Source organism: Sphingobium sp. VMM (assembly GCF_056790315.1).
The window spans coordinates 23,272-42,957 of sequence record NZ_JBXGSI010000030.1 but is presented as its reverse complement, the minus strand read 5'-3'; the positions used below and the strand labels follow the sequence as shown (position 1 = coordinate 42,957).

The 19,686-nt window shown below is 63.1% G+C and carries 16 protein-coding genes and 1 tRNA gene; 9 read left to right on the top strand and 8 right to left on the bottom strand.

Going from position 1 to position 19,686, the window contains the following annotated elements:
• From ACUCV3_RS25450 to ACUCV3_RS25435, 4 genes are all read left to right on the top strand, one after another.
• A partial coding sequence (locus ACUCV3_RS25450; RefSeq protein WP_482241337.1) for a peptidoglycan L,D-endopeptidase MepK occupies positions 1–103 on the top strand: 103 nt, incomplete at its 5' end.
• An 835-nt stretch (positions 104–938) separates the two neighbouring features.
• Positions 939–1,697 (top strand): hypothetical protein, encoded by a 759-nt coding sequence (locus ACUCV3_RS25445; protein WP_482241336.1) that lies wholly within the window; start codon positions 939–941, stop codon positions 1,695–1,697.
• A gap of 39 nt (positions 1,698–1,736) precedes the next feature.
• Entirely contained in the window at positions 1,737–3,119 is a 1,383-nt protein-coding gene (locus ACUCV3_RS25440; protein ID WP_482241335.1) for an NAD-dependent succinate-semialdehyde dehydrogenase, read from the top strand.
• A complete protein-coding gene (locus tag ACUCV3_RS25435) occupies positions 3,116–4,528 on the top strand; it encodes a dihydrolipoyl dehydrogenase (protein ID WP_482241334.1) in 1,413 nt (470 codons plus the stop codon). Before ACUCV3_RS25440 ends, ACUCV3_RS25435 begins: the two co-directional genes overlap by 4 nt.
• A gap of 203 nt (positions 4,529–4,731) precedes the next feature.
• On the opposite strand, the gene ACUCV3_RS25430 is transcribed toward ACUCV3_RS25435, so the two are convergent.
• The 5 genes from ACUCV3_RS25430 to ACUCV3_RS25410 all read right to left on the bottom strand — a co-directional run bounded on the left by ACUCV3_RS25430 (position 4,732) and on the right by ACUCV3_RS25410 (position 10,089).
• The gene (locus tag ACUCV3_RS25430; RefSeq protein WP_482241333.1) at positions 4,732–5,028 is read right to left on the bottom strand and encodes a GNAT family N-acetyltransferase; all 297 of its coding nucleotides are present in this window, start codon (positions 5,026–5,028) and stop codon (positions 4,732–4,734) included.
• 597 nt (positions 5,029–5,625) lie between these two features.
• Positions 5,626–6,984: a tyrosine-type recombinase/integrase gene (locus ACUCV3_RS25425; protein ID WP_048938445.1), complete on the bottom strand. Its 1,359-nt coding sequence runs from the start codon at positions 6,982–6,984 to the stop codon at positions 5,626–5,628.
• A gap of 155 nt (positions 6,985–7,139) precedes the next feature.
• Positions 7,140–7,215: transfer RNA gene (locus ACUCV3_RS25420), tRNA-Ile, on the bottom strand.
• Positions 7,216–7,241: 26 nt separating this feature from the next.
• On the bottom strand, positions 7,242–8,282 hold the full coding sequence (locus tag ACUCV3_RS25415) for a polysaccharide deacetylase family protein (protein WP_482241332.1): 1,041 nt from the start codon (positions 8,280–8,282) through the stop codon (positions 7,242–7,244).
• A gap of 73 nt (positions 8,283–8,355) precedes the next feature.
• Entirely contained in the window at positions 8,356–10,089 is a 1,734-nt protein-coding gene (locus ACUCV3_RS25410) for a sensor histidine kinase (RefSeq protein ID WP_279728457.1), read from the bottom strand.
• 200 nt (positions 10,090–10,289) lie between these two features.
• Between ACUCV3_RS25410 and ACUCV3_RS25405 the strand changes: the two genes are divergently transcribed.
• The gene (locus ACUCV3_RS25405; RefSeq protein ID WP_004207648.1) at positions 10,290–10,763 is read left to right on the top strand and encodes an Lrp/AsnC family transcriptional regulator; all 474 of its coding nucleotides are present in this window, start codon (positions 10,290–10,292) and stop codon (positions 10,761–10,763) included.
• A gap of 95 nt (positions 10,764–10,858) precedes the next feature.
• Here ACUCV3_RS25405 and ACUCV3_RS25400 read toward each other — a convergent pair whose 3' ends face one another.
• Both ACUCV3_RS25400 and ACUCV3_RS25395 read right to left on the bottom strand, forming a co-directional pair.
• A complete protein-coding gene (locus tag ACUCV3_RS25400; protein WP_099231559.1) occupies positions 10,859–12,136 on the bottom strand; it encodes a tetratricopeptide repeat protein in 1,278 nt (425 codons plus the stop codon).
• A 106-nt stretch (positions 12,137–12,242) separates the two neighbouring features.
• The gene (locus ACUCV3_RS25395) at positions 12,243–13,514 is read right to left on the bottom strand and encodes a YfgM family protein (protein WP_004207650.1); all 1,272 of its coding nucleotides are present in this window, start codon (positions 13,512–13,514) and stop codon (positions 12,243–12,245) included.
• Positions 13,515–13,789: 275 nt separating this feature from the next.
• Between ACUCV3_RS25395 and gyrA the strand changes: the two genes are divergently transcribed.
• Both gyrA and ACUCV3_RS25385 read left to right on the top strand, forming a co-directional pair.
• Positions 13,790–16,525 (top strand): DNA gyrase subunit A, encoded by a 2,736-nt coding sequence (gyrA, locus tag ACUCV3_RS25390; RefSeq protein WP_159366605.1) that lies wholly within the window; start codon positions 13,790–13,792, stop codon positions 16,523–16,525.
• Positions 16,522–16,869 carry a DUF952 domain-containing protein gene (locus ACUCV3_RS25385; RefSeq protein ID WP_278987131.1) on the top strand — a complete coding sequence of 116 codons (348 nt, stop codon included), beginning with the start codon at positions 16,522–16,524 and terminating at the stop codon, positions 16,867–16,869. Before gyrA ends, ACUCV3_RS25385 begins: the two co-directional genes overlap by 4 nt.
• Before the next feature lie 44 nt (positions 16,870–16,913).
• Here the strand turns inward: ACUCV3_RS25385 and ACUCV3_RS25380 are convergent, their stop codons facing one another.
• Positions 16,914–18,029: a glycosyltransferase family protein gene (locus ACUCV3_RS25380; RefSeq protein WP_279731512.1), complete on the bottom strand. Its 1,116-nt coding sequence runs from the start codon at positions 18,027–18,029 to the stop codon at positions 16,914–16,916.
• 65 nt (positions 18,030–18,094) lie between these two features.
• On the opposite strand from ACUCV3_RS25380, the gene ACUCV3_RS25375 reads away from it, so the two are divergent.
• Complete coding sequence (locus ACUCV3_RS25375) at positions 18,095–18,970, top strand: lysophospholipid acyltransferase family protein (protein ID WP_279731508.1); 876 nt, start codon at positions 18,095–18,097, stop codon at positions 18,968–18,970.
• A 32-nt stretch (positions 18,971–19,002) separates the two neighbouring features.
• Entirely contained in the window at positions 19,003–19,647 is a 645-nt protein-coding gene (locus tag ACUCV3_RS25370) for a phosphoribosylanthranilate isomerase (RefSeq protein WP_010336098.1), read from the top strand.
• Positions 19,648–19,686 lie beyond the last annotated feature (39 nt).

The following is a 19,686-nucleotide window of genomic DNA, read 5'->3' as shown; positions in this document are numbered from 1 at the left end:
CAATCTCCACAAAGCAGCTCTCTCGCTGCGCGCAGGTGGTGTAGGCTATTATCCCGAAAGCAATTTCATTCACGTCGATACCGGCCGGGTCCGTCATTGGTAGAAAGAGCCTCCCAACGACAATTTTGCCCCATTCATCATCATTATGGAGTTACTCTCGAAAACAGAGGCTCAAACACCCGTTCGACCATCCCAGCTACCCCGGCGAGTACAGCGGCGTCCGTCATTTGCCGACGCATTTGCCCAGGAGACGCCACGACATTCGCGTACACTCGACGGTAGCCCCATCCCGCTCGGAATATTTTGCGCAACCAATCTGGAACAGGGTTCGTTTCCTCCGCCACCCAAAGATTGGAGACTTGAACGTTGAACCGCCCTGACACCGAGCCGCCTACGCGCGCCCAATCTGTCTTAGAGTTTGATGCTGCATTGGCGCTTGGCATTCTTTGCGGTGTTCTGTTTGCGGCGATCGTTGGGTTGATGCGATAAATTCGGACTAGAAGTGAAGCTAGGATTGTTGTGTCATCTCTTCGACATTACGGTGTGACCTACCCAGTCTGATAGGCGGGCAGCTTCTTTTGGCCCCCTTAAGTCTTGTGGGCGAAGCAGTGGGTTGGAGCGCGCGGAGCCGCATGCATGCATGTCCCATCGGCGATGATCACATGTCCATATTCGATTGCCTGCGTCTGCCTCCCAACCTTTAGGATGCATGGGCAGGATGCACGGACTATCACTTTCCTCTCCCCGGCGCCGTCGACAGGTGAGCTGGGCACTTAACTTTCGACCAACTGAACAAGGTTGCCCGTTAGACGCCTAACCCGTTCTAAAGTCGCTTGGTCTGCTCCAATCGACGTCCACTGGAACCAACATAATTGCCGCGTTTTATGACGGCATTGCGAGACAGACGCTCGCCTTTTCTCCCGTGGATCCCATTATAGATGCAGCAGCTTCACGAGAATTTCTGGAACATCCGTGGCTCTTTCAAGATCGCCAAGATATTCGACATCGGCACGCAAACATCGCTCGTGCGCAAGCGCGACGGAAGCTTCATTCTGATCGACAGCTACGGCGTTGCAGGATCCGATCGAGAGAAAGTTCTGGGCCTGACCGATAACGGCGCGGCGATTGACACGATCATCAACGTCCACCCATTTCACACGCTTCATTGCGCTGCAGCCCATGATCTCGCGCCGCATGCCCGGCTGTTCGGCACGCGCCGGCATCATGAGAAGGCGCCTGAACTACCTTGGGAACAGGCTGTGATTGAAGATGCTGAAACGCAGGCTCAGTTCAATGATCTCGAATTCTCCATCCCAGCCGGCCTCGATCTGGTGACAAACGACGAACGCGTCCATGCTGTCTCTGTCCTCGTACGACATCGCCAAAGCGGCATCGTTCATGTGGATGACACGCTGATGGTCCTGGCAGCACCGGGTGCGCTCGGCCGCATATTCCCCCAGTCACGGCTGCATTTTCATCCAATGCTGGGAAAGGCATTGCAACACCGCCCTGGCGCTGCCGACGCGTTCATCGCGTGGGCACAAGAGTTGGCAGAGAGGTGGTACGGAGCTCCCTATGTATGCGCTGCCCATTCGGCCGTGCGCCATCTGCCGACCGATGGTTGGCGAACTGAGGTCACTGCAGCTCTCGCAGGCATCTGGTCGACGCTCCAACAACATCGCACGCGCTACGGCTGAACGCCGCGCGACCCTCACTTCATTGCAAGGACATGCCCCATGAGCGCCAACACCGCCCGTACCATAAATCCACTGACAGAAGAGTTGATCGCCACTTACAACTATATGTCCGATGATGAAATGGCTCGTGCCATCTCCGCTTGTCACAATTCATTCCTTGAATGGCGTTTGCGCAGCCTGGAAGATCGCGCCGCGATTATTGCTGCGATCGGACAGGCCCTGCGCGACGCAAAGGAAGAGTTTTCGGCTCTGATGACGCAGGAAGTGGGTAAGCTGATCGGCGACAGCCGAAGCGAGGTCGATCTGGTCGCAGCCATTTGCGACTATACGGCGGCAAATGGTCCGAACGTTCTGGCCGACGAGGAGCGTTCGGCAGACGGAGCCACTGCCTATGTCACCCATGCGCCGATCGGCGTCGTCTACGGTATTCAGCCTTGGAATTTCCCGGCCTACCAGGCGGTGCGTTACTCGATTGCTAGCCTGATGGCGGGCAATGGCGTGCTCCTCAAACATGCGGAGACCGGCAGCGGATTGTTCCTGCGTGATCTGTATGAGCGCGCTGGGCTTCCCAAAGGCCTTTTTACGGTCCTGATCATTTCCCACGACCAGTCCGACAAGGTGATCGAGAATGATCTGGTTCGCGCCGTCACCCTGACCGGAAGCGATCGCGCCGGCAAGTCAGTTGCAGCCAAAGCTGGCGCGCTCGTCAAAAAGACCGTGCTGGAACTTGGATCCAACGACGCTTACCTTGTCCTCGACGATGCCGACATTGATCTCGCTGTGGAAACCTGCGTGGCGGGCCGCATCTACAATAATGGTCAGACCTGCGTTAACGCCAAGCGGTTCATCGTCACTGAACAAAATCACGATGCTTTTGTCGACGCATATGTCGAAAAGTTCCGAGCCATCCAAATGGGGGATCCCAGGGAAGAGGCGACAAAGCTCGGGCCACTGGTTAGCAAAGCACAGCGCGACAAGCTGCATCAACAGGTGGCAGACAGCGTGGAAAAGGGCGCCCGCCTTCTGGTCGGCGGAGAAGTGCCTGAGCGTATTGGCTGGTTCTATCCTGCTACAGTTCTCGTCGACGTTGCGCCGGGGCAGCCCGCCTATGATGATGAACTATTCGGGCCAGTGGCCTCGATTATCCGCGCCAAGGATGACGAGGATGCGATGCGAATTGCAAATGACAGCCGCTACGGGCTTGGTGGCGGTATCTTCAGCCGCGACGTAGATCGCGCGCGCGAACTGGCCGCAAAGCATTTCGATACCGGAATGATATTCATCAACAGTTTCGACGTTGCCTCGCCGGATCTGCCGTTCGGCGGCGTCAAGATGTCGGGCTATGGTCGCGAGCATGGGCCCGAGGGGCTCAAGGAGTTTGTCAACGTCAAGTCGATCAAGATTGCTGGACGCGGCGCATGACGACCACGCTTTGCTGCGACGTGGCAGTGATCGGCGGTGGCACAGCGGGTCTTGCAGCGGAGCGTGCCGCCCGCAAGAATGGAGCCTCGACGCTGCTCATCGACCCTGAATTTGGCGGGACGACCTGCGCACAGGTTGGTTGCATGCCCTCCAAATTGCTTATCGCCGCAAGCCGGGAAGCCGAGCGCATCAGGCGTGCGAAGCTTTTTGGCCTTGTGGTAGAAGGCATCAAGATTGATGGGCCTGCTGTACTGCGGCGCGTACGTACGGAACGAGACAGGTTTGCTCGCCTGACGCGCGAGTCTATCCAAGACCTACCTGAGCGAGTTGCCGTCCGCGCTCGCGCCAGTTTTATTGGAGCTGGCCGCCTCCAGCTCGATGACGGACGCGTGGTTGAAGCACGCACAATCGTCATTGCGACTGGCTCTGCACCCATATTGCCGACGCAATTCTCGGTGTTAGGTGATGCCGCGCTTACGAGCGACACCATATTCGAACTAGATGATCTGCCAGAACGCCTCGCAGTGATCGGTTCAGGCGCCATCGGACTTGAGCTGGCCCAGGCATTTGCACAGCTTGGTGTTGAGGTCACGCTGTTCGACAAGGGCGAGCGCATGGCAAAAATACGTTGCGCAAAGGTCCATGCGCAATTGCGTGCAATTCTTGACGACAAGATGACGGTGCGCCTTGGCGTCGATGTGACCCCACACCGGGATGAGGATGGGGCAAAGCTGAGCTGGACTGGCTCGAGTGAAGGTGAGGCCTTCTTCGACAAGGTGCTGGTAGCTGTGGGACGAAAGCCTCAGCTTGATGGCCTCCAACTCGAAAGCGTGCAGCTCGAACTGGATGACAATGGGGTTCCCAGGCATGATCGAGCAACGATGCGCTGCGGGGAAAGCGCAGTTTTCCTTGCAGGCGACGCAGCGGGGGACTTGCCGCTACTTCACGAAGCCTCGCACGACGGCGCCATCGCCGGGCGCAACGCCGCGGCGTTTCCCGCGCCAATCCCGGTAGATCGCAATCCCCCCTTCGCTATCACATTCACCGAGCCGGTGCTTGCGAGGATAGGCAAGGCTGAGGAAGACGGCGCGGTCACGGGAACTGCGGATTTCTGTGACCAGGGGCGTGCCCGCGTTGATGGACAAAATCGTGGCGTTCTTACGCTGTACGCCGCGGCACCAGATGGCAGGCTTATAGGCGCCGACCTTGTCGCGCCGGCAGGAGAGCATCTCGCGCATATGCTGGCCTGGGCTGTTCAGGGTGGCCTCACCGCCACGCAGTTGCTGAACATGCCTTTCTATCATCCTACTGTGGAAGAGGGTTTAAAACAGGCGCTGCGCACAATCTGCGCCGCAACGCCTATAGCTCTTCCGCCCGATCAGGATGCGGGAATGCCGGCAGGAGCCTGACGGCGCAGCAGGAAATCGCCTGCCGCTAGAACAGAGAGACGCAAATCGTCTCGACATTGGTGACCAGTGGCCGTGACCATCGGCGTACCAAGTTTCCTTCAACAGCGCTTTGCAGCGGCATCCCGACCGACTGAGGGGCTAGCGCGGGAATCTGGCTCGTGCGAGCCGGTGGCTCGGTTGCGATCGGGCGTGCGTTCGCTCCCTCAGCCCGGGGCGTCAACCGCCAGCAAATCCTGCTCTTCAGGATGACGCTCTAAATAAGCAGCGACGAATGCGCACAAGGGTACGACCTTGAGTCCTTTCGACCGGGCATCCTGTAGAGCACCGCCAATAAGCTTGGAGCCAATACCCTGCCCTTCTAGCGCGGCCGGCACCTGCGTGTGAGTGAATAGCAAAGCCCCATCACGTCGCTTGTAGTCTGCAATCGCGACCTGACTATCGACATTCAATTCATAACGGCTTTCGCCTCCATTATGTTCAACCTTGTCAATTTCACCCATGAACACGCCCTCTCGCTGAAAAATCGGACCTGCGCGCGGGTCTTGCTCACCGGCCAGCTTATCGAACAGCTGGGGCCTAGCGCGGTTCCCGCACCGTCTCCCAGCCATGCTCTTCGGCTCTTTTGCAGCGCCGCTGTAATTTTTCGGAACGCTGCGAAAATGCGAATGTTGACATGTGCATGGATCGATCTTTGACAGCGTCACTCTTCAAATCCTGCGTGGCCGCAATGGCCATCTTCATCGCTGCAGCGCCATTGACCGCTCATGCCTCCCAGAATGAGCGGATATCCTTCCGGTGCGATCGTGGCCGCAGCTTCCAGGCTGCACTCGGCAAGGACCATGTGGTGGTTACGATTGGGGCACGCAGGCTCATCCTGCAGTCACAGCCCTCCTCACTGGGTCGGCGTTATGAAGCGCCAGGCTCCGTCCTCATCATCGATGGTGACCTTTCCGCACTCGTCATTGACGACGATCTGGGCTTTCGAAATTGTCGAGTTTCGTCTCCGGCGCTAGGCTAGAGCGTGAAAATTCGGGCGCGATGGCGCAGAGCCAGCAAATCGCGACAAACCTTCTGTCAAAAGCGTCTGATCAGATCGGTTAACGCCGGAATTGCAACACGTTCGAAGCAGATCGTTCCGGGCCAGCTACGCTGGTGTCGAGCCCGATAATAGCGTTGGGGTGCTGGAGGCCGTCCATGATCAGGTCCGCCCAGCTTTGCAGCATTTCCCGGCGGGGTTTGAAATAGCGGGCCCTATTATACGCCCACTCCGATGCCGATGTGCCTTTAGGGACATGGGCAAGGACAAGATCAATGATCATTCGATCCCCGTCACGCTCCAGTTCTGCGGCTCTCTCGTTCATCACAGTCGAGAATGCAGAACGCCAACCATGCGGGACCATGCGTCCCTTATAAACGCCACCCCATAGTCGCTTATACAGGGTGCTGATCGCAGCATCACTCATCGGCTCCCGCCATGTCCTGCTGCTTGGGAAGAGAAGGGCGAACTGACCGGTTAGCGCACGAATAGCGTGAAGCGTTGCGACTGCCTGCCGGGAGAGCGGGACGTCATGGCCAAAAATCGGATTAGCCTTATCCTCCACAGCCAGTTTCATCCGGGCTGCAGGAATACGCCACAGTGCCGCGGGACAAGGGCGATCCGGGTCGCTCCAGTCGATACCCTCAATCTCTTCCCAACGAGCGGTTCGCAAGACCCCGACTCGAACGGCGCTGAGCGCCAGTAGACGCGACGCAAGCCGGGTCTGCGCGCTGCCGGTAGACAGGTCGACACGCCGCTGGAACTCTATCAGTTGAGGCACTCGCGTAAGGGCCGGCTGCTTTATACCGGGCGGAGAAGGCCGCAGCGCATCGCGGATGATTTCGACGCTCACGACAAGCTCGGTAGAGACGAGACCTTCCGCCCGGGCGCGCTTGAGCACGCCAAGCACATAACCGCGAACGCGCTTGGCGGTTTCAATCGCGCCGCGCTGTTCGATCCGCCTGAGGGCAAGCAGCACAAGCTCACTGCTCAACTGGCTGACCGGCAAATGTCCAAAAACAGGAAAAATGTCCTTCTCGAGCCTCGACCGGACCCTGAAGGCATTGGCCGCCGACCATAGGGGCCGCTTGTCATCGAGCCATTCCTCCGTCTTAGCCTGAAATGTGGCATCGGCAGCAGCAAGCGCCATCAGCCGGCGGCGCTCAAGTTCGACTGCCGGATCCAGACCATCACGTAGCATCGCACGCGCCTGCGATTGTCGGTCACGCGCCTCGGCGAGGCCGACTTCGGGAAACAGGCCGAAGGTGAGCAGCTTTTCCTTTTCACCGAATCGGTATTTGAATCGCCAGGATTTCGCACCAGCCTTCGTAACGTAAAGGAATAGGCCCTTTTCATCGGCTAGCTTGTAGTTTTTCCCGGTCGCGGCCGCATTGCGGGCCATGGCAAAAGTCAGAGTCATCGATACCCCCAAATGTGGTTTCGATACCCCCACCGATACCCCCAGATTCGCGAGATGCCCTGAAACGTCTTGCTACATTCTGGATGAAGATCGGATCGTAAACCTCTGATTAAAGGAGATTTACGATATCATATGATCATCATGAAATCGAGAGTTGGTGGGCCCGGCAGGACTCGAACCCGCAACCTAGCCGTTATGAGCGGCCAGCTCTAACCATTGAGCTACAGGCCCCACCTTGAACGCGGCGATAAGGAGCATCAGGCGACTTGGCAAGCCTTCCCGCGCGCCGGAATGGCATCCAGCAACTGATCCAGGCTGACCGCCGCCACGCCGCGCCGCGCCAGATGGCTCAGCACCCTATCCCACCAGCCGTAGAAGGCGGTGCGATCGGCCTCGTCACGAACATAGGGCGTGTGGCCCGGCTCCAGCGTGGGCGAATGGAAACTGAAATTGAGGACGCGCACGCCTTCCTCAATCAGCGCATCGATCGCCGCCGTCGCTTCGGCCGAGGTGATGCCTTCTGGCGTCAGCGGCACGCGCGAAAGCATCCGCGCCCGCGCCAGTGCGCCGGCCAGCGGCCCCATCGCCTGGGTCGCGCGATAAAGCCCTTCGCCCCCGCCACGCAAAAGACCAGTGATCGCCGTCGACAAGGGCAATTCGACCAGGCTGCGGGTCGGCCCCGCCCAATAGGGATTTTGCGGCAGGCCATGGAAATCGGGGCCATGTTGATGGCTGTAATCGAACCGACTGCGCACCGAGGTATCGAGGCGAAAGCCCGCCGCCTCCAGCAGCCGCGCACTGTTGGGGCCGACGCCATAGCGCCCCGCCCGATAGGCGATCGGCCGCTGACCGAAGCGATCCTCGATCCGCCGGCACAGCGCCTCCAGCTTGGCTGCTTCCACCGCCTCGGGCAGCGAACCGACATAGGAATTGGCGGCGTTCACATCCTCGACATGGGGCGGATTGACCCAGGGGTGGAGATGCGCGCCGACATCGGCCTCGCCCGCTGCCACCCACGCCCCCATCATCCCGGCGGCCGCATCGCTGTCCACCACCGGATAGTCGGTCACATAGACGGGCTTCACCCCGGCCGCCGCAAAATAGGCCTGACCGCGCGCCATGCCGGCCAGCGCCGTCACGCCATGGCCTTCCCGGCGGAAGGGCGCATTCCAGTCGAATTCCTCTTCGGTATCGACGAACAGCATGAAACGGGTGCCGAACGCGGCAGGAAGCGCAATCATGTCCTCGGGCAGCGGCGCCCGAAGCAGATTGCCGTCATGATGATGAGCTGATTGCATCGCCCTTCCCTATCCCGCAATGGTTGCGATAGGGTTTCGTTCCGGTCAAGCCCGCGCCCGACCAGCCCGAAAATCAGCCATTGCCAACGACATCCTCTTCCATCCCGTCAACCGGGATGCGCAGCAGGAAACGGTCCGGCCCGACATCCAGGCTGCCGCCGCAACCGGCCGCCAGACTGCGGATCAGACGCAGCGAGAAGCCCAGCCCCAGCAACGGCCCATCCGCCCAGTCGCCCTCGGGCGTATAGCCCGGATCGAGCAGATGCGCCTCGTCCATGCCGCTCAGCGTCGACGGGCGATCGATCGCCAGCACCACCTTGCCCGACGCGCCATCGGGCTGGAACCAGCAGGCGCCCGTTACCGCCTCGCCCTCGGGCGCGACGGAAATCAGCGTACGCAGCAGATGCTGCACCATGCGCTCGCCCTGCACCGGATCGATGCTGATCTGTGGCAGATCCTGCGAAACGGCGATGTCGATCGGCGTCACCGCCCGACCATCCTGATCGCGGAAACGGGCAGCGACCTGCATCACCAGCAATGCCGGATCGATCGTCTGCGGCGCACCGATGCCATCGCCCCGCGACACCTTCGCCGCCAGATCCAGATCGTCGAACGCCGCCAGCAGATGGCGCGCATCGACCGCGATATTGCCGGCCATCTCGCGATATTCGACGCCGGCCGGGCCGAACAATTCCTGTTCGATAATCTCGGCAAAGCCCAGGATCGCGTTCAGCGGCGTGCGCAGTTCATGCACCAGCTGGCGCAGGGAATCCGCCGACAGGCCGGCAATCGTCACCGGTCCCGACGGCGTCGTCGCCACTTCGTGCAGATAGGGGCGCCGCGCCTGACCGCGATAGCCCTGGAATCGACCGGACCGCGGATCGAAGAAGGGGGTTGCCGACAGGCGCCATTCGCCTGCCATCATCCCACCGATGATGGTGAAACGGCCATTCTGGAAGCCGCTGCGGCGCTGGAACGCGCCGGCGACATGGCCATCGGGACCGCTCGCCCCTTCGAGCGCGATTTCGCCAAGCGACAGGCCGACCAGCGCGGCACGCGGTCCCTGGTCCACCCAGACTAGCACGCCGGTCGAATCCGTCTCGAACGCGAAGAAATGCGGCTGTTCGGCGCGCAGCGCGGGCTGCGTCACCGGCGCAACGATGATGTCCTGCGGCGGCGCCTCTTCGGGCGGACGCCGGGTGCTGGTGAAGCGCGCGATGCGATCGACCAAGTTGCGGATCTGGTCGGGGCCGGGTTCGGCCACCGGCTGCGGCGCAACTTCCGGCTCGACGACGGGCTCAGGCGCGAGCGCCATGTCCGCGGTCAGCAGCATGTCGGTCTCACGGACGCTCGTGCCGCTGGTCAGCACCAGGTCGGTCGGGCCAAACGCTTCGAGCCCCTGCCGCGTTTCGGGGCCGATGTCGCGACGGCCGCGCAGCACACCGCGCGCCGTGGGGCTGAGGTGCGGCAGCAGCGCGGCCCAGAGCGGATCGGACAGGCGTGCGCGTGCCATCGCCGCGCCGGCGATCGCCGGACGGTCACCGGCAAAGAAGCGGATCAGGCTGGCCGAACGCAGCCGGCCGCCCAGTTCGACGACGGTCGCGATTCGCTGCATTTCAGACAGTTGCGGCCGCAACTGCGCCAATCGGCCGAGCAGAGCCTCGCGATCGGGTGCGTCCATGGGGGGACGATCATAACGATCATGCTGCGCCAGCAGGTCGACGCATTGCCGCCACAGCGTCACCGCGCCCACGCCGCTGCGATCGTCGGCAGCCAGCACGGTTTGCATGATGTCGTTGAAGCGCAACCAAAGTCCCCATATTCAAGCGGTAACAGGCGGCATGCCCGCATCGCTGTTCGTTACATCCTAACCGATAAGCAGTCCTTACCCAAAGCGAAAGCGTGATTTCGACGCACAATATGAGCGTCGCATAGTGGGACAATTGCATTGCGCTGAAATATTATTATGATGCGCCCGCAGTAACAGGTAAGGAAATAATCAATCTGATGGCGGGGCCCAATATCGACGACATCGACCTGCAGATCCTGGGCGAATTGCAGGACAATGGCAGGATGACCAATGTGGATCTGGCGCGGAAGGTCGGGCTGACGGCACCGCCGTGCCTGCGCCGCGTCCGCGCGCTGGAAGAAGCCGGCGCCATCACCGCCTATCATGCCGTGGTCGATCCGGCGATGCTGGGCTACACCATCACCGTGTTCGCGATGGTCAGCCTCAAGAGCCAGGCCGAGGCCGATCTGAAGGCGTTCCAGGACCATGTCGACGCCCTGCCCGAAGTGCGCGAATGCCATATGCTGAACGGCGAGATCGACTTCATCCTGAAGGTGGTCGCGCGCGACCTGCAGAGCTTCCAGCAATTCCTGACGTCGAAGCTGACACCGGCACCCAATGTGGTAAGCGTCAAGACGTCGCTGACGATCCGCACGTCGAAGAATCTGCCCGGCGTCCCGCTGCCGGTCTGATCCGGCCAGTTCGCGACAGCCGGCACGCAGGCGCAACGAAAAAGGGCCGGCCCCACGGGGGGACCGGCCCTTTTTCCTGTCATGTCGCGCCGCGATCAGCTGGCGGTCTGCGCCGTGCCCTGCTGCGCCGACTTGCGATGCTGCAGATCGACCCAGACCGACCAGAAGCCGGCGACATTGCTCCAGTTGCCGCTGGTCACCTGGGCCAGCGTGGTCTTGCCACCGGCCAGATCGCCCGAACGGGCCAGCGCGATGCCCAGGCGCGCATTGGCATGGCCCTGATCGACCCCGCCCTTGCTCAGCGCCAGCCGATACTGCTCCACCGCCTGCGGATATTGACCGAGCGAGAAATAGCCGTCGGCCGCATTCAGCGCCGCCTTGCCATCGCTCGCCGCCGCCGCCTTCTTCGCCAGCGCGGGCATGGCGGCGATATCCTTGGTCGCCTTGGGCGTCACCGCCTTCAGCAGCTGCGCCGTGGTCGCCTGGCTGGTGGTCAGCTTGCCGGCCGAACGGCCCGCCTCGATGATCGCCTTGGCTTCGGCAAAATTGCCGGTCTTCTCGGCCAGCTGGGCATAGGTCTGGTAATCGCGCTCGCTCGCCATCGCGCCATTAGCGGCCTGCAGGCGATAAAGGTCGAGCTGGACCTGCGGGTCGCTTTCCTGGCCGGCCAGATAGTTGGTCAGCGCCGAACGCCATTCGGGGGTCGACGGATAGACTTCCAGCCGCTCGCGATAGAGGCTGCTCACCTCATCCCAGTCATTGGCCTGATAGGCCATGGAGATGGCGCGGTCATACCAGGCGGCCGGGATCGGCTGACCCGATGCCTTCTGCTGCGCCAGCGCCTCCTGCACATAGGTGCGGGCTTCCTTGGACTTGTTCTTGCGCATCGCGATGTCGGCGCGCAGCATAGTGGCGTCGATGCCCGAATAGCCCAGCGTCTTGGCATAATCGAGCTGCGCCACCGCATCGGTATAGTTCGCGACCATGTAGGACAGATAGCCGGCGATGAAGCGCAGGCGCGGCGCGTCCGCCTTGGGCACCGAACTGGTCTTGAACATGTCGGTCAGCGCGATCCGCTGAGCCTGGATATCCCGGCGCAGCACCGCCACCTCGAAGCGCAGGCCGGCCGCGGCATAGGCCTCCATGTCGGTGGTCGGATTGAGCGCGGCGATGCGCAGATTGGCGGTCGATGCGTCACGCGCCTTGATCGCGGTTTCTGCGGCCTGCACATCGGCGCGGAAGGCGTCCGACATCTCGATCGGCGGCCCTGCCACCACGATCTTCTTCTTGGCCGCAGCCGGCGTCGCCAGCATGGCGCCGGCCAGCACGACCGGCAGTCCGATAGTCAGAAAAACAGGATTCCGCTTGGCCATGACAGGCCTCCCCCACTGCAATATCCCGGCCCCCGGCCGGTCATTCAAAAAAATGAAGGCGCACAGACCGCCGAACCAGCGACGATCTGCGCGCCTTATACTAGATTCAGGCCTTGGTGCCCAGATAGGTCAGCCACAGATCGGCGATCTGCTTGCGCGCACCGCCCTGGACTGCCTCGAACGCCGACTTGGCGCCGGCATTGTCGCCACCCATGGTCTTGGCAATGCCCAGGCGGGTGTTGATCTCGTCGGCGTCGACGCCGCCCTTCTGCTTGGCCAGTTCGAACATCGCCGCCGCCTTGGCATAGTCGCCATAGCCCAGATAGGCGTCGCCGGTCGCAGCCGCGACCTTGCCATTGGCAGCCTTGCCGGCATCCGCTTCGGCGGCACCCAGCGACGACTTGTCGCCGGGAATGCGGCCCACGGCGGCCTGATAGATGTCGCCCGCCTGGCTGGCGTTCAGCACGCCCTTGGCGCGGCCGGCGTCGATCGTCGACTTGACCTCACCATAGATGCCCGTCTTCGACGCCATTTCGGCCAGTTCGGTGAAGTCGGCAGCGACCACCAGACCCTTGGCCGCCGACATCAGGCGCAGCACGTCCAGATTCTCGCGGTTGGTGATGTTCGGGTTCGCCTGCTGGAACAGGCGGATCAGCGTGCGCAGATTTTCACCGCTCGGATTGGCGGCATAGGCCCACTTGGCCCAATCGGTGACTTCCGGCAGGCGCGCGGCAGCCGCACGGCTGACGCCGATCTGATACCATTGCGCCGGCACGGGCTGGCCCGACGCCTTGGTCGCGTCAGCCGCAGCCTTCAGCGCAGCGAGGCCCTGCTGGTTGAAGCCACGCGCCGGCTCGGCCGAGGCATTGCCGGTGCCGGCCTTGCCGAAATAGGCCTGGGCGATGGTCGGGTTGACCTGTTCCGCCTTGTAGCCGGCAGCCAGCGCCGCCTGGCCACGCGAAATCGCGACGTCGTAATTCTTCTGGGCGAGAGCCGCATCGGCCGCCACCATGTTGAACTGGCCGGTCTGCTCGGGCGGCGTCAGGCCGCTGTCGAGCATCTGGTTGAGGCCTTCCATCTTCAGCGCGTCATCCTTGCTCTGGATGCCGGTGTTCAGCTTGATCGCGCCGATCTGGTACTTGTCGTCGTTCGACGCCGCCTTGCCGTCAGCCTCGGTCAGCGCCGTCTTGGCACCGGCGAAATCCTGGGCATCGGACGCCTTCTGGGCCGCCTGGAGCGACTTGAGCACTTCGGGCGACACGTTCAGCTTGCGGCCGGCCGGCTTTTCTTCCTTCTTCGCGGCGGAGGCGGGAGCCGAAACGGCGCCGCCGGTCAGCGCCAGAGCCAGCGCGAGCGACAGCGGGGTAACAAAACGCATGATCCTCATCTCCTTTTCGCGCCTGACAGGGGACCACAGGCGACATCCGGGTTGAACGCCGATTAGGGGTCGGCGCGTGAACGGGCTTTGAACAAGCCTATATCCGCGCATTTTGCAACTGTCATGCTGCCGCTTCGTTCCGCTTTTCTTCGCGCCCGCCAATCACCGCCTTGGCTGCACATGCGGGCGCGCGGGCGCGCGCGAGGGGTGACAGATTTGTTTCGCTCGGCTAGTGCAGTGGCAACGCATCACACCCATCCAAAAAGAGAATCGCCTTGACCGACGAGACCGTCCTCGCCGACCCTTCGGACATCAGCCCCATCAGCATCGTTGATGAGATGAAGTCGAGCTATCTCGACTATGCCATGTCTGTGATCGTCTCCCGCGCCCTGCCGGACGTGCGCGACGGCCTGAAGCCGGTGCATCGCCGCATTCTCTTCTCGGCCCAGGAATCGGGCTTCGTCTACAACCGCCCCTATCGCAAGTCGGCCCGTCTGGTCGGTGAAGTCATGGGTAAATATCACCCCCATGGCGACAGCTCGATCTACGACGCCTTGGCCCGCATGACCCAGGACTGGTCGATGCGCGTGCCGCTGATCGATGGTCAGGGGAACTTCGGTTCGATGGACCCCGATCCGCCAGCAGCCATGCGGTACACCGAAGCGCGCCTGGCCAAGGTCGCGACCGCGCTGCTGGAAGATCTCGACAAGGACACCGTCGACTTCACCCCCAACTATGACGCGTCGGAAAGCGAGCCGCAGGTGCTGCCCGCCCGCTTCCCCAACCTGCTGGTCAACGGCGCCGGCGGCATCGCCGTCGGCATGGCGACCAACATCCCGCCGCATAACCTCGGCGAAGTGCTGCGCGCCTGCCTTGCCTATATCGAAAACCCGGCAATCTCGACCGACGAACTGATCCAGATCGTCCCCGGTCCCGATTTCCCGACCGCGCCGCTGATCCTGGGCCAGTCGGGCGCCCGCAACGCCTATCATACCGGCCGCGGCTCGATCCTGATGCGCGCCCGGCACGAGGTGGAGGAAGGCCGCGGCGACCGTCGCTCGATCGTCCTCACCTCCATCCCCTATCAGGTCGGCAAGAGCGGCCTGGTCGAAAAGATCGCCGAAGCCGCCAAGGACAAGCGGATCGAGGGCATCAGCGACATTCGTGACGAATCGAGCCGCGAAGGCGTGCGCATCGTCATGGACCTGAAGCGCGACGCCACCCCGGACGTCGTCCTCAACCAGCTGTGGCGCAACACCCCGGCCCAGTCGAGCTTCCCCGCCAACATGCTGGCGATCCGTGGCGGCCGCCCGGAACTGCTCGGCCTGCGCGACATCATCGAAGCCTTCGTCAAGTTCCGCGAAGAGGTCATCACCCGCCGCACCAAGTTCGAGCTGAACAAGGCGCGCGACCGCGCCCATATCTTGCTCGGCCTGGTCGTCGCGGTCACCAACCTCGACGAGGTGGTGAAGATCATCCGCGGCTCGGCCAGCCCGGCCGCCGCCCGCGAATCGCTGCTGGCGCGCGAATGGCCGATCGGCGAGATCGCGCCCTATCTCGCCCTGGTCGAGGCGATCGAGACCGAAGTCAGCGGTGAGAGCTACAAGCTCAGCGACGTGCAGGTCCGCGCCATCCTCGACCTGCGCCTCCACCGCCTGACCGCGCTCGGCCGTGACGAAATCGGCAAGGAACTGGCCGAACTGGCCGAAGCGATCGCCGAATATCTCGCCATCCTGGGTGACCGGGTGAAGCTCTACGCCGTGATGCGCGAAGAGTTCGAGGCGATCGAGAGCGAATTCGCCACGCCGCGCGTGTCGGTCATCGCCCCTGCCGCCGACGGCATTGATGACGAGGATCTGATCGAGCGCGAGGAGATGGTCGTCACCGTCACCGTGCAGGGCTATATCAAGCGCACCCCGCTCGAAAGCTTCCGCGCCCAGGGCCGTGGCGGCAAGGGCCGTTCGGGCATGGCGACCAAGGATGAGGACGCCGTCACCGAATTGTTCGTCACCTCGACGCACACGCCGGTGCTGTTCTTCTCGACCGCCGGCAAGGTCTATCGCCTCAAGGTCTGGCGCCTGCCCGAGGGCGGCCCCGCCACCCGTGGCCGGCCGATGATCAACCTGCTGCCGCTGGCACCGGGCGAAACCATCCAGACCGTGCTGCCGCTCCCAGAGGACGAGGAAAGCTGGAAGGAACTGCACGTCATGTTCGCCACCGCGAACGGCACCGTGCGCCGCAACAGCATGGATGCCTTCGCCAATGTGCCCAGCAACGGCAAGCTCGCCATGCGCTTTGACGAAGGCAGCGACGATCGCCTGATCGGCGTCGCCCTGCTGACCGAAGAGGATGACGTGCTGCTCGCCACCCGCCAGGGCCGCGCGATCCGCTTCGCCGCCACCGACGTGCGCGAATTCCAGAGCCGCACCTCGACCGGCGTGCGCGGCATGACGCTGAAGGATGGCGATGAGGTCATCTCGCTCTCGATCCTCAAGGGCTTCGACGCGACCACCGAGGAACGCGACGACTATCTGCGCGCTGCCCCCTGGAAGGAAAATGAGGCGACCCCGGCGATCAACAGCGCCGAACGCATGGCCGCCTTTGCCCAGGCGGAACAGTTCATCCTGACTGTCTGCGCCAACGGCTATGGCAAGATCAGTTCGGCCTATGATTATCGCCGCACCGGTCGCGGCGGCCAGGGCATCACCAATATCGACAATATCGCCCGCAACGGCCTGGTCGTCGGCAGCTTCCCGGTCGCGCATGAGGATCATCTGATGCTCGTCACCGATCAGGCCAAGCTGATCCGCATGGGCCTGTCGTCGATGCGCGTCATCGGCCGCAACTCGGCCGGCGTGCGCCTGTTCAACGTCGCCAAGGACGAGCATGTCGTGTCCACCGCCCGGATCGAGGACGGCGAAGATGACAATGCCGAGGCAGCGGTAGAAGGCTCCGTCGAGGGCGCGCCCGAAGCGGCCCCGGAAACTGGCAGCGAGGGTGGCGAAGCGTGAGCGAGCTCTTCGCCTACAAGATCCTGACTGCCGAGCAATATGACCAGTTCAAGGCAGACGGCGTGTTCAAGGGCGCGCCGATCGACCTGCAGGACGGCTATATCCACATGTCCACGCGCGATCAGGCGGCCGAAACGGCGGCCAAGCATTTCGCGGGACAGGATCGGCTGGTGATGCTGATGATCGACCTCGCCCCCTTTGGCGAGGCGATCAAATGGGAAGTGTCGCGCGGCGGCGCGCTCTTCCCCCATCTCTATGGCGACCTGCCGACCAGCGCCGTCGCCGGCAAGGTGATCCTGCGCCTCGACGACGCCGGCAATCATTTGTTCCCGGCCGGGTTCTGATCCATTCCCCTTTTTCCCCGAGCCAGCCTCGGGGAAGAAGGGGACTACCCCCGCCCCATCTCCACCACCCGGCCACGCACGACGCGATAGGTCCAGCCGCCCCAATTGATGCGATTGGATGTGGCAGCCTGTAGCTGCACGGCCAGATGCGCCCAGCAGACGGCAAAGGGCGTCACCATATCCCACCAGAGCGATCGTCGCGCACGCGCCGCCTGCTCTGGCTCCAGCACGACCGCCAATGTCCGCCGCCGCGTCGCCGCCCGGCCCCAGGCCGCGCCATAGCCGATCGCGATCGCTGGCCAGCCGCCCCAGCCCAGCGCCCACAGCCAGAACACCGATTGCAGCGCGACCGCGCCGGTCGCCACCGCCCACATGCGCGGGCTGTTGGTGAGGATATGCCGATATTGACGCACGCCAAAATTCCAGAGCGCGCCCAAACTTCCGTCCAGCGGGCTCGCCACCAGCAGGTCGCGCACCGGCCGCATCCGCAGCTTCGCGCGCCATCCAGCCAGTCCGATCGCCATGTCGTCGGACAGGCGCCCGGCCAGCGCCGCATCGATATCGATCCGCTCGGCGGCGGCGCGCGTCATCGCCATTGCCCCGCCCCAGGGCATGGTGGAACTGGCTGCACGCGGCAGCGTCGCCAGTTGCAGTTCGACCGCGCCTACCAGCGCCGGCATGCCCAGCCCGGCCGGCAGCAGCAGCCGATAGCCTGTCACGATATCCGCCTTGCCCCGCACCAGTGGGAAGAGCAGCCGCCCGGCCAGCCGCGCCGGCGGCTCGATATCCGCATCGATGAAGATCAGGTAACGATCCGCGTCGCGCAGCGCCTTGAGAGCCGCCCGCAGCTTGTGGACCTTCTGCCCCTCGTCGCGCGCCACGCCGGCGCGCACGATCTGCACCCAATCCGGCTCGGCCGCAGCCAGCGCCTCCGCCACCGCACAGGCGCCGGAGGTCGCGAGCAGCAAACGGAACGGCGCGTTCTGCGCCTTCAGCCGGGTGACAAGTTCGCTGTCACCATCCCAGTCGTCACGCACCGACAGGATCATGACCGCGCCGTCGGGCGCCTCCTCCTGCCGGTCCGCCGGCAGATGACGCCAATAATTGACCACGCCCATCAGGCTCAGCGCCTGGAGCAGCAGCCACAGCGCCAGCATCATCGTCACCACCAGCCCCCTTTGCGGCTCTTTACCGCCTCAACCGGTCCTGTATGACGGTCAGGACCATGCTCTCCAACCCCTTTCTCTTCACCCTGCTCCACCACCTCCCTGCCAGCCTGGCATCCTGGCTTGGTGGCTGGTTGTCCGTTCGGCTTGCCCGCCCCCGCATGAAACTCCGCGATGCCCGTGCACGCGCCAATCTGGCGCTGTTGCGGCCCGATCTGCCGGAAGCCGATCGGGAGGCGATCCTGACGAGGCGCTGGTTCAACATTGGCCGCACGTTGGCCGAACTCGCCAATATCGACCGACTGGTAAGTCCCCGCCATGTCCGGGTGATCGATGCCGCGGGCTATCGGACGGTGCTCGACATGCCCGGTCCCATGATCTTCCTCACCACCCATATGGGCAATTGGGATCTGATGGCTGCCCACCTCAAGGACGCGACCGACCGGCCGCCGCTGGGGGTCTACGACCCGCCGGAGGATCCGCGCGTCGCCGCTCAGCTCAAGCGTGCGCGACAAAGCTATATGGGGGAAGCGATCACGGGTAGCGGCGGCGCCGCGCGTGAGATCATGCGCCATTTGGCCAAGAACCGGGCGATGCTCTATATTCTGGTCGACGAACGGCGCGAGCAGCAGGTCTGGTTTCCGCGCTTCGGCCGACCGCTGCCGCCGTCGGGCAATTTGTCGATTGCCCTGCGCCTGGCGCGCAAGACCGGCGCCCGTCTCACTCCCTTCTATCTAGCACGAACAGCGGGCGCCCACTTCGACCTTCACTGGCATGCCCCGCTCGACCCGGCAATTCTGGATGACGAGGCGATCATCGCGGCCGCGGACGCCTTTCTTGGCCAGGCCTGCATCACCCATGCCGACGAATGGCTGGCGCTGCATGACATGGACCTGACCCGCGATGGCCATATGCCTACTCCCACCAGGATGTGACTTCCCTTCCCTTACGGTCTAAAGGCCCGCCCATGTCCCGAATCGCGATCAAGATCTGCGGCCTGTCCACGCCGGAGACGGTGGGCGCCGCCGTGCGCGCCGGGGCGAGCCATGTCGGCTTCGTCCATTTCCCCAAGAGCCCGCGCCACGTCGAACCCGACCAGCTGCGCGCGCTCGCTGCGGCCGTCCCGGCCCATGTCGATCGCGTCGCCGTGGTCGTCGATGCCGATGACGATCAACTGTCGCGGCTGACCGGCACCGGCGCGCTCAGCGCCCTGCAACTCCATGGCAAGGAAAGCCCGGAGCGGGTCGCCGCCATTCGCCAGCGTTTCGGCCTGCCGGTGTGGAAGGCGATTTCGGTCAAGACCCGCGCCGATATCGACGCGGCCCAGGCCTATGCCGGCACGGTCGACCGGCTGCTGTTCGACGCGAAGACGCCCGATGGCGCGGCGCTGCCCGGCGGCATGGGCCTGCGCTTCGACTGGACCTTGCTGCGCGGCGTCGCCATGCCCGCGCCCTGGGGGCTTTCGGGGGGCCTTGGCATCGACAATGTGTGCGAAGCGATCCGCCTGACCGACACGCCGCTGATCGACGTTTCTTCGGGCGTCGAGGATGCACCGGGCATCAAGAGTGTGGACAAGATCATGGCCTTCTGCAAAGCGGTGTCGGCATGTTGACGCTGAACGCCCCTGCCATGCGCATCGAAGGACGATGGC

Bases quoted from the DNA above. Each gene is read 5' to 3' on its own strand.
- ACUCV3_RS25445 (WP_482241336.1), top strand. From the start codon at position 939: ATGCAGCAGCTTCACGAGAATTTCTGGAACATCCGTGGCTCTTTCAAG.
- ACUCV3_RS25440 (WP_482241335.1), top strand. From the start codon at position 1,737: ATGAGCGCCAACACCGCCCGTACCATAAATCCACTGACAGAAGAGTTG.
- ACUCV3_RS25435 (WP_482241334.1), top strand. From the start codon at position 3,116: ATGACGACCACGCTTTGCTGCGACGTGGCAGTGATCGGCGGTGGCACA.
- ACUCV3_RS25430 (WP_482241333.1), bottom strand. From the start codon at position 5,028: ATGGGTGAAATTGACAAGGTTGAACATAATGGAGGCGAAAGCCGTTAT.
- ACUCV3_RS25425 (WP_048938445.1), bottom strand. From the start codon at position 6,984: ATGACTCTGACTTTTGCCATGGCCCGCAATGCGGCCGCGACCGGGAAA.
- ACUCV3_RS25415 (WP_482241332.1), bottom strand. From the start codon at position 8,282: ATGCAATCAGCTCATCATCATGACGGCAATCTGCTTCGGGCGCCGCTG.
- ACUCV3_RS25405 (WP_004207648.1), top strand. From the start codon at position 10,290: ATGGCGGGGCCCAATATCGACGACATCGACCTGCAGATCCTGGGCGAA.
- ACUCV3_RS25400 (WP_099231559.1), bottom strand. From the start codon at position 12,136: ATGGCCAAGCGGAATCCTGTTTTTCTGACTATCGGACTGCCGGTCGTG.
- ACUCV3_RS25395 (WP_004207650.1), bottom strand. From the start codon at position 13,514: ATGCGTTTTGTTACCCCGCTGTCGCTCGCGCTGGCTCTGGCGCTGACC.
- ACUCV3_RS25380 (WP_279731512.1), bottom strand. From the start codon at position 18,029: ATGATGCTGGCGCTGTGGCTGCTGCTCCAGGCGCTGAGCCTGATGGGC.
- ACUCV3_RS25375 (WP_279731508.1), top strand. From the start codon at position 18,095: ATGCTCTCCAACCCCTTTCTCTTCACCCTGCTCCACCACCTCCCTGCC.
- ACUCV3_RS25370 (WP_010336098.1), top strand. From the start codon at position 19,003: ATGTCCCGAATCGCGATCAAGATCTGCGGCCTGTCCACGCCGGAGACG.